The sequence below is a fragment of the Salinivibrio sp. MA427 genome, from assembly GCF_001996115.1.
Lineage (GTDB): Bacteria > Pseudomonadota > Gammaproteobacteria > Enterobacterales > Vibrionaceae > Salinivibrio > Salinivibrio costicola.
Window position 1 is genome coordinate 1 of record NZ_MUFH01000076.1, and the last position, 9825, is coordinate 9825.

Annotated in this window: 7 protein-coding genes, 1 pseudogene and 1 riboswitch; of the genes and pseudogenes, 2 read left to right on the forward strand and 6 right to left on the reverse strand. The window is 49.8% G+C overall.

Annotation, left to right across the window (positions count from 1 at the left end; translation table 11 throughout):
• Positions 1 to 638: pseudogene (locus BZG79_RS07210) on the forward strand (two pore domain potassium channel family protein); the annotation flags it as partial.
• Positions 639 to 661: 23 nt separating this feature from the next.
• Here the strand turns inward: BZG79_RS07210 and thiD are convergent.
• From thiD to BZG79_RS07235, 5 genes are all read right to left on the reverse strand, one after another.
• Entirely contained in the window at positions 662 to 1531 is an 870-nt protein-coding gene (thiD, locus tag BZG79_RS07215) for a bifunctional hydroxymethylpyrimidine kinase/phosphomethylpyrimidine kinase (protein ID WP_077660584.1), read from the reverse strand.
• 62 nt (positions 1532 to 1593) lie between these two features.
• Positions 1594 to 1694, reverse strand: a riboswitch (TPP riboswitch).
• A gap of 54 nt (positions 1695 to 1748) precedes the next feature.
• Positions 1749 to 3443 carry an EAL domain-containing protein gene (locus tag BZG79_RS07220; protein WP_077774067.1) on the reverse strand — a complete coding sequence of 565 codons (1695 nt, stop codon included), beginning with the start codon at positions 3441 to 3443 and terminating at the stop codon, positions 1749 to 1751.
• Positions 3440 to 5311: an ATP-binding protein gene (locus BZG79_RS07225; protein WP_199877595.1), complete on the reverse strand. Its 1872-nt coding sequence runs from the start codon at positions 5309 to 5311 to the stop codon at positions 3440 to 3442. The genes BZG79_RS07220 and BZG79_RS07225 overlap by 4 nt, the downstream gene beginning before the upstream one ends.
• A gap of 76 nt (positions 5312 to 5387) precedes the next feature.
• Positions 5388 to 5651, reverse strand: a complete 264-nt coding sequence (locus BZG79_RS07230) for a DUF3081 domain-containing protein (RefSeq protein WP_025674936.1) — start codon at positions 5649 to 5651, stop codon at positions 5388 to 5390.
• An 18-nt stretch (positions 5652 to 5669) separates the two neighbouring features.
• On the reverse strand, positions 5670 to 6452 hold the full coding sequence (locus BZG79_RS07235; RefSeq protein ID WP_077460824.1) for an HAD-IA family hydrolase: 783 nt from the start codon (positions 6450 to 6452) through the stop codon (positions 5670 to 5672).
• Between the two features lie 416 nt (positions 6453 to 6868).
• On the opposite strand from BZG79_RS07235, the gene BZG79_RS07240 reads away from it, so the two are divergent.
• Positions 6869 to 9175 carry an EAL domain-containing protein gene (locus tag BZG79_RS07240; protein WP_199877600.1) on the forward strand — a complete coding sequence of 769 codons (2307 nt, stop codon included), beginning with the start codon at positions 6869 to 6871 and terminating at the stop codon, positions 9173 to 9175.
• Here BZG79_RS07240 and BZG79_RS07245 read toward each other — a convergent pair.
• On the reverse strand, positions 9149 to 9775 hold the full coding sequence (locus tag BZG79_RS07245; RefSeq protein ID WP_077669811.1) for a GNAT family protein: 627 nt from the start codon (positions 9773 to 9775) through the stop codon (positions 9149 to 9151). The genes BZG79_RS07240 and BZG79_RS07245 overlap by 27 nt on opposite strands.
• Positions 9776 to 9825: the final 50 nt, after the last annotated feature.

A 9825-nucleotide genomic window follows, 5' to 3' on the forward strand; every position in this document is an offset into this window, starting at 1 on the left:
GACAACGTACGATACAGCTTATTCGTTTATTGCAAAGCGGAGTGCACGGTGAGCGCCCGATTGTGCTTTGTGCGCGCGCAGAAATCGAAAACCCACTGCCTGGTGAAGTGGAATTTGTGCGCGTGGCAAGTTTTACCGATGCTGAAGGCATTGCCCGCGCCAAGGTCGAGCATGCCTCGAGTATTATTATTGATAACCCAGAAGATGATATTACTTTGTCAGCGGCTCTGTTCTGCGCACATAAAAATCCGTCAGCGCATTTATTGGCGTATTTTCAAGATGATGCGATAAGCCAAATCCTCAAACAGCACTACCCGCATGCGGAATGTGTGCCGTCGGTGTCGGTCGAAATGCTAGCAAAAGCGGCGGTGGATCCCGGTTCAAGTCAGTTGCATCATGAGCTTTTGAGCACGTCACAAGGGATGACGCAATACTGTGCCCGTTATCCGAGTAACGCAACAGAAATCGATACCGGCGATCTCTTTGGTCAGCTCAAGCAAGAATATGACGCCACCTTAATTGGGATCGACCAAGGCCAAGGTATTGTTTTGAACCCGCCAGTGGGGACAAAAGTATTGCCGGGCGACCGTCTTTTTTATATCGCCGCCCAGCGCTTGCCACATTGGTCCGCCGCGTAAGCACGCTATCTAATCAAAGTGCATTATTTAACGAGAGCGTGCGATTCAACCAACGCATGCTTGGATAAATAAACACTTTCATCAGCGGGGTAGGCGAAAAAATGATGTACCGGCCCTGCCCCTCTTCCAACGATTAACTGTTGGCTATGCGCTAAGGCGTCAGTGAGATAACGCTTAGCCGCTCGCCCGGCGTCAATGGGTGTCAGTCCCTGCGCATAAAACGAGGCAATCGCCGCCGACAGTGAACAGCCTGTGCCATGGGTGTTAGGCGTTTCAATGCGGCGCGCACTCAGGGTTTGACACGTATCTCGGCTAATCCACACATCCAGACTCTCTGGCGCATGATGCAAGTGCCCACCTTTTAGCATCACATACGGACATCCGAGCTTGCGCAGTGCCGGCACTAAGGCGTACATCTCTTCGGTGGTTGTCGGAACAGGACACCCGGTTAAACGCGCGGCCTCTGGCAAGTTGGGGGTTAAAATGGTCGCGCGCGGGATCAATGTATTGATCAGTGCATCCATGGCGTCATCATCTAATAACGGATCGCCGCTGGTGGCGATCATGACCGGATCGAGCACGACTGGTAAGTGCGGGGAACGCGCGAGCACAGCGGCTACTTCGCGAATAATCGCTTGGTTGGCGAGCATGCCGATTTTCACGGCACGTACCGGCATGTCGTATAACACAGCATTCAGTTGCGCGCGAACAAACGCTGGGTCGACCGGCGAGACGGCCTCAACGCCACAGGTATTTTGTGCAGTTAAGGCGGTGATCGCCGAGCAGGCATAGCCGCCCGTGGCTGAAATCGCTTTAATATCGGCTTGAATACCAGCTCCCCCACCGCTGTCTGAGCCGGCGATGGTGAGAATAACAGGTGGTGATTGGTTCATATTGGCCCCTTAATCATGAGGGGCGGAAGGAGACAAAACCACGCACGATGGCGCGACCTTGTGTGCTGAGCACGTCAGTTCCCTCCGCCAGTGCTAACTGGATCAGGTTCTACGGGTCCTGCTTTCGCAGTCTCAGCAATTGCTTGCTCCCCGACTAACACGGTCAGAATATAAACCTTAGTGATAAAGCGCAAGTATGATGGCGCTAATTGCGCGTTTAGGCCATCTCATTATTATTGCTGGTTGCATTGCTATTGATCGTCGCATTGCTATTGATCGTCGCGTTGCCTTGATTGGCGGTTTTAAGCAGTTGTTCAAATCCTTCTTGGATTAGCGGCCGTGCGTATAAAAAGCCCTGCACTTGGTCGCAGCCAATGGTTTGTAGCACATACTGCTGGTCCTCTTTTTCAACACCCTCGGCGACCACACCATGACCAAAGCCATGGGCCAAATCAATCACGCTACCCACCAAGTGCTTATCACTGGCGTTGGTAGCCAAGTCTTGGATAAAGCTGCGATCAAGTTTGACCCAATCGACCGGTAACTGTTTAAGGTAACTGAGCGAGCTGTAGCCGGTGCCAAAGTCATCGAGGGCGATATGCATGCCTGCATCTCGCAATTGTTGTAGCTCTTTCAGTGCCACCGACATGTGCTGGATCAGTGCTGATTCTGTCACCTCTAATTGAATCAGATGCAAAGGGACATCAACTGCCTGGCACCGAGCTAAGACGCTGTCAGCAAAGCCGGGGCGAAACTGCTGGGCAGAAACATTGACTGACAGGTGAAAGCTATCGTTRATCAGTTTATTTTTTCGCCAACATTCAACCGCGGCTAAGGCCATCACCAGTACGTGGTCGCCCAGTTGGATCATGTCTGCGCTGCGTTCGGCGATGGGGATAAATTCCGCCGGACTGATGGCCCCAAGGGTCGGATGCTGCCAACGCAACAGCGCTTCCGCGCCTATCATCAAACCGCCGTCTAATCGCCATTTGGGTTGATACACCAGTGATAATTGTCCGCTTTGCAGTGCTGGCCCTAATTCGGTGCGAATCAAATGCGCGCGCTGAGCTTGGCTGTCAAGCTCAGGCTGATATTCGCCGATAAGTTGGTCATCCGTCGGAATCGCTAAAATGGCTTGACGAAACAGTTGCGCCACATCTTGTGTCTCAAGCTCCGTGCGGCTGATACCAATGTGGCAACGTAAAAACATTAAACGCCCATCGAGCGTGTGATGTCCGCTGATCAACCGATTGATGCGCGCGGCTTTTTCTACGGCATGGTTATCGTGTTCTTCAATCAGCATCACCAGTCGTGTGCTATCCCAAACGCCAATGCGATGTGGGCGCGCCACTGTACTATTGGCTAGCAGATTAGCCACTTGTTTGTATAGTGCCTCTGTCATTAAATGACCTTGGTGTTTGGTCACCGCTTCCATGCCATCTAAGGCAATCATCATCACAGTCACCGGCCCTTTGCTCAGCTGGCGCTCAGCGGCATCTAATAATGCGCGACGATTTGGTAGCCCGGTTAACGGATGGGTCAAAGAAAGCGCGCGTAAAGACACCTCATCGTGATCAAAGGGTTTGCTGATGTAATCAATCGCGCCACGGCATAACGCTTGGTTACGCAAATTCAGGTCATTATCTGCGGTGAGTACCATCACGGGCGGGCAATGCTCATCTAAAGCGTCATTAAGATCATCCAGCACCAGTAAGCCAGAGCGCTGCGGCATCCGCATATCGAGTAAAATCAGGTCGGGAACGGGGGAGAGAGCATCGGTAACAAGGCGAGGATCGGTGAGTCCGTTCAGCTGTTGATAACCGGCTTGCTTGAGCATGGTAGACAGTAAGTGAATGTTTTCCGGTCGATCATCAATGATCAATATATGTGCTTGTGACGGATCCTTTGTCATAGCCTCTCCTCTAATAATAATTGTATGGCCTCAGCCAAGTCCGCTGACGAGAGCGGCAGCGATAAACGTCGTAATGTCGGTTTGTTATGCGGTTCGTCGCATGGGTTGTCAGTCAGAACAATGAGTGGTTTGTCGCCAAATAGTGCTTGTATTTGTTCGGACGTTGCCGCAACGCTATCAGCCGCCATAATGACTAACGATGGCGGAGACGCGAGCGCAACAGCCTCAGCCAGTGACAGCCCATGCGCATGATAGAGTGTCAACATTGGCCAATCTTCAAAGCAATCGGTCATCAGGCGCTGGCGGGCACTGTTATTATCAATATAGAGCACGCGATGCGGCTGGCTCACGCGGAGACACGTACAACCTTGATCGTCAGGTCGCGTCGACGCTCGGTAAGGGAACGTTACTGCAAAACAACTGCCCTTGCCTGGCTGGCTTTTTACTGACATCTCGCCTTGCATTTGCACAACCAATTGATGGCTCACCGCTAACCCCACACCTGCCCCTTCAATCTGTGATTGTTCGGCGGCCAAGCGGTTAAAAGGCTCAAAAAGATGGTTTAACCGATTTTCAGCAATACCGATCCCGGTATCTGATACAGAGATCGTCAAGGTTGACGATGGTTGACTGGCTTCAACCCATACTCGCCCCTGAGGATGGTTATATTTAATCGCGTTGCTGAGTAAATTGATCAACACTTGTTTGAAACGGGTTGGATCCACATATAGGTCGCCACTCAGATCCGCGGGTAGGCACTCATCTAACTCAACGTGCTGTTGCTGTGCGAGCGGGAGTAGTGTTCGAACGGCATCACTGACAAGGGCGCGAACCGGATACCAGGTGACATTGACCACCGTTTTTCCTGCCTCAAGTTTGGCAAGATCCAGCACATCATTAATTAAGGTGAGTAAGTGGCGACCACTTTGGTGAATTTGATCGACATATTGCCGTTGCGTCTCCGTCAAGCGAGGAGAAGAGGATCGTTGTAGTAGTTGCGCATAACCGAGCACACTGTTTAAAGGCGTGCGCAGCTCATGACTCATGGCAGAGAGAAAATCACTTTTGGCTTGATTGGCGCGTTCTGCCTCGTGCTTCGCTTGCAGCAATGGTGTGGCATCATACCCAACAGTCACGATGGCGTAAGGCTCTCCCTCTACGTGGCGAATAAGCGTTTTAGCGAGCTTAAAAGTCCGACCATCTCTTAATGTCACATCTACATGAACGGGTTCACCATCGAGCGTCAGTTGGTGATCAAGCGCATTGAGGGTTTCGCGCATTCCCTCAGGCAAGGCACCATGAATTGCCTCAGCAAGCTGTTCAACATGCTCGACATTTAATGCTTGTAGGCAGGCGTAATTTGCAAGCGAATATTGTCCGCCCAGCTCTCGGACAAAAACAGGATTGGCGATCGCATTAATAATGGTTTTGAGTTGATTGCGTTCGTGTTTAATACGCGTCTGAGCCTGAGTCAGCGCGCGCATATCAGACATAATGCCAATAAACTCTCGCCGGTCTTCAACCCACACTTCACTGACCGCCAGATGAATGGGTACCACATGCCCCGCTTGATGCCGTGCCTCAACCCGCCGGCCGGTACCGATAATGTTTGCCTGGCCTGTTGTTATATATTGCCGTAAATAATGGTCATGCTTCCCTTGGTGCTCCGGCGGCATTAAACAATCAACATTCTWTCCGATTAGCTGTTGCGGGTGATAACCCAATAATCGGTGGGTGAACGGGTTCGCATCTAAAATAATGCCGCGTTCATCAATCACCAAGATCGCGGCTGCCGCGCTGTCGACTAACGCTTGATAATGGGCTTGGGTCCCGCGTGTTCGGTTTGTGGTGATCGGTTCGCTGTCCATGCTCCCTGCCTTTGACCTATAAAAAACGCCCCATTGTGGGGCGTGTGACGGTCCGGCATGCATTGCCTATCCGTCGCTATCTTTTATAGTTTTTGACTAACGCATCAACCTTTTTCAGGAACTGCTCTTTAAGGTTCTCATGCTCGTAGTCGAGATGATACGTATTGTGAAACCCCACACGTAACTGTACTCCATTTCCTGCTAAATAAATGGTATAGCCGTCATAATCTGAGAAAGCGTCAATGCCATCCAAGCGGTGTCCATCTTCTATTTTCTCACCAAACTCCGTGACTATCTCAAACGCGCGAAGCAGATGGGTCGGATCGAGTTCGTTTTTCACGCTTCCCTCCTGGCTATATTATCGAAATTGTGCGCCCCCTTTAGGTCGCATCGCACGACCACGCAGTGAGCCCGCTAATACCGGTGGGGCGGTGACACCCTGTCCCGGAACACCCAAACGATTGGGCCTTGCAATGATATTGGGCAAACTGGCCAATGTATCAAGGGTAGTGTCCGGACAGGCCTTTTGGATCCCTGTACCGTAATTATAGCCATAGTTAACACAAATTACTGGCGAGCCAGCGGCGCGAGCCGCATGCACATCGCTGACCGAATCCCCCACCACCAGCAGTTCCAGGGGTGAAACGCCAAGTATGGCGGCCGCTTCGTAAATACCGTCCGGATCCGGCTTGCCAACAGACATTGCATCGGCACCCAATATCCGAGTGAAAAAATGCCCAACGCCAAGTGCTCGCAGTAAGCTGTTAGCATGCGCCGTTTGCATATCTGTGGTGCACACCATCGGGATGTGACGCTGCGATAAGGTTTCAAGGCACGCAAGCACGCCCGGGTACAGTCGAGTTTTTGGCGGTTTACTGCCTAGGTATGAGGACAAAAAGAGTGCGCGCGCTTGGTTTAACACGCGGGTCGATACGCGCCCGTCGATGTGTCGAGTTAACACGCGGTGGATCAATAAATCCGCCCCATCACCAATCCAATCTTTTATTGCATGAGGATCTTCATCAGGCAAGCTTAAGCCACGTAACATACCGCTGACCGCCTCATACAGATCGTCAAAAGGGTCTGCGAGTGTGCCGTCTAAGTCAAAGCATACCGCAGAGACGCTCTCTAACTTAACCATAAAAACCCCTTTTTATTCATAATCTTAATAAATTCAAAAAAGATAGAACTGGATCAGAAATCGAATCCAACGACGTTTCAACGTTAGCAGAGAAGCTAGCGTCGTCCTATCAAAATACGACGGATAATATTTGGGATCATGGAAAAGAAAATGGATAAATGACCGGTAAAGTACAAACTTCAGTGTTGAATCAAGCCACTAACATCATAGTGACCAAAGTCACACTTTTAGATCTTGATTGGCGATGATACCGACGTTAAACCTGTATAAAAAACCGTCATATTTTTGACTTTTTATTTAAGGATGTGGTGTATTATTACCTAATGACTTTCACAAAAGTGACATACGTTTGCGTCGCGATTGTCATAATCGCGCCGTATCGTGTGGCACTCAGTAGTGACAGTCGATGTATTTTTATGCGATATCTGCCTAAGCAGCCTTTGTGGCGCTATCTCCTTGTGTTAGCCGTGGCAAGCGTCGCTAGCTGGTCAGTTTACACACTAGAAAATCAACGCCAGCAGAGTCGTTTCTCAGCCGAGGTTGAAAAATACCGTTATTCATTAGGTCAATCTTTTTCACAGCTCTATGAACTTCAGTTGTCAGCACAATTGTATTTGCAGCAAGAAAATGGGCCAACACGCGAAAAATTCCACGCTTTCATCGATAATCACACCCAAAAGCAATCTGGACTCAACAGCGTCATGTGGCTCCCTCGAGTTAATCGCGCTGAGTTAGCACAATTTGCGGCCCAACAAGATCAGTATCATCCCTTCCCTCCTTTAAACGAGCAGGTCTGTCGGTGGGTCATGCGTAGCGATACGTTTCCCGCTTTGTATGTGTCACCACAAGCCGCTGAGGAGGGCTATTTAGGCTGGCGAGCAGATTCTCAGTGTGACAATACCCAAACCATGGAGCGGGCATATTTTAATCGTCACCCTGAGGCGCGGCTTTTTCATGACGAGCAAGGCCACGGCATACGGTGGTTTGCACCAATTACTGAACGGGATGGAAAGCTACTCGGTTTTCTTTCTACCACCCTATATTTTGATAGATTTTTACCCGCGTTGTGGCAAAGCAAGACGCCTGGGCCTAGTGTCGGAATGGTCGCTCAGGAGGCATTTGGTCATCAATCTGTCTTTAGTACGCATTCATCAAGCACGCTCAATCAATGGTACAACAGCCATTCGTCGGCAATATCGATTCCTATTGCCGGTAGTGAGGAGGGATTACTCGTCACCTTTACCGATATTAGGGAGTTACACACGGATCTGATTTATGCCGGTGTGGTTGGTGTACTTGTTTTATCTCTCGGGCTATCGATTCTTGCTAGTTTTTGGTCCTATGCCAATCGCCTTTTACTGGCAAAACAGATAGTGAGTCAACAAACGCAACAGTTAACCCATCAAGCCCATCATGATAGCTTGACTGGACTTGCTAATCGCACTGCACTGGATAAAGCACTAAAGAGAGCCGTACATCCAATCAGTGCGGAACCTTCAGATAGCATCACATTATTATTTATTGATCTGGACAATTTTAAAGTCGTCAACGACTCACTCGGTCATGTAACTGGCGACACCTTACTCAAAAAGTTGGGTAAACGGCTTCAGAAAGCAGTAACAGACGATCGTGTTTATCGGTTTGGTGGTGATGAGTTTGTTATACTGCTCCACGCTGATAGCTCCTTGGCCTTGGCGCAAACCAAAGCTAAGCAACTGGTTCAAACGCTAAGTACACCCTATTACATCGAAAATCATGTGATAAATATATCTGCCAGTATCGGTATTGCTTCAGTGGGCCAATCAAATAAATCGGTGACTGATATTATCCAACAAGCCGATATTGCCATGTATCACGCAAAACAAACCCGTGAACGCGTGGCTATTTTTCAACCGGCGATGCTCGCAAAGGTCCAACAACGCTTTATTTTGGAGCAAGACTTAAAGAAAGGGCTCGAACATCATCAATTTCATCTTGTATATCAACCCATTTTTGATAGCCATAGCGAACAATTGAGTCATGCAGAAGCACTACTGCGATGGGAGCATCCCACGCTGGGCACAATATCACCGGCGGAGTTTATTCCAATAGCCGAAGAAACGGGTTATATCAATGAATTAGGTCAATGGGTATTGGAGCAAGTCGCTGAGGTGTTAGAGAATTGGCACTTGCGCTTATCCCCCGGGCAAAGCCCATCGATTACTGTGAATGTCTCGGCCAAACAGTGTCAATCTCCGACTTTTGCAGACGATATTGCCGCGTTAATTGCCGCCCATCGCTTTGATCCACATTGCCTTGGGCTCGAGATGACCGAGACTGCATTGCTTGAACATTCTGACAACGTGCAGCGTAATTTGAAACGTATTCATGCACTTGGGATTTCGTTATATCTCGATGACTTCGGCACCGGCTATTCGTCACTTTCTTTGCTAAGACAATATCCGTTTAATGTCATCAAAATGGATCGCAGTTTTATTATAGGTATTGACCAACCCCATGGAAAAGCGGCGCCTTTATGTCGAGGAATGATTGCGATGGCGCACGCGGTGGGACTGACTGTTGTCGCAGAAGGAGTAGAAACCAAACAGCAACTCGGTTGGCTACGCGAGCATCAATGCGACTACCTCCAAGGCTATGTGTTATCCCGCCCTATTGAACGCCAGGCAATTGAAACTTGGATTTCGCCCAATCTTAATTCATGTATTCGGCTGGTACGCAACTGATGCGGCCGATTGGAGAGAAGCTGTTTGGGCTGCCGTTTTTTGTTGCGCGACGGGGACCTGGCTTTGCAGCCATTCTTCACGTAAGACGCCATAGCGCAGTGAATCGTAATATTCACCTTGATAGTAGCGGACAGCACGTAAACGCCCTTCTTCGCGCATGCCTAACGCTCTGGCGCACCGCATCATGCCAATATTCCCGGACCAAGTCGTTAAGCCTATGCGATTCACCGCGTGGCGGGCAAACAGTTGGTCTATCCATAGTGTCAGCGCTTGCCGCCCTGTTCCTTTTCCCCAACATGCGGGATCAAAGATGGTGATCCCCACTTCAAGCCATCGCGTGCGCTTGTCTTCCCAATAATAAGTGACGTAACCGACGGGCTTGTTATCAACGCAGATAACTTGAGCGGTATCTCCTGCGAGAAAACGCCGGAAAAGGCCAAACCGAAACGACCAATAGGATACCGGCTCAATAGGACTGTAAGGCGCGTCGTATTGCTTCCACGCACGGGAATGGTAGATATTATGCCAAAAATAGCGCGCTTCTTGACGCTGCGCTGCGCGAATACTCACCGCAGCGTGATGGGATAAGTCGACGTCCATGTAGGCTTATTGCTCTCCTGCTCCTTGTTACCATACGATCGGCGACGGCT

Bases quoted from the DNA above. Each gene is read 5' to 3' on its own strand.
- thiD (WP_077660584.1), bottom strand. From the start codon at position 1,531: ATGAACCAATCACCACCTGTTATTCTCACCATCGCCGGCTCAGACAGC.
- BZG79_RS07235 (WP_077460824.1), bottom strand. From the start codon at position 6,452: ATGGTTAAGTTAGAGAGCGTCTCTGCGGTATGCTTTGACTTAGACGGC.
- BZG79_RS07240 (WP_199877600.1), top strand. From the start codon at position 6,869: ATGCGATATCTGCCTAAGCAGCCTTTGTGGCGCTATCTCCTTGTGTTA.
- BZG79_RS07245 (WP_077669811.1), bottom strand. From the start codon at position 9,775: ATGGACGTCGACTTATCCCATCACGCTGCGGTGAGTATTCGCGCAGCG.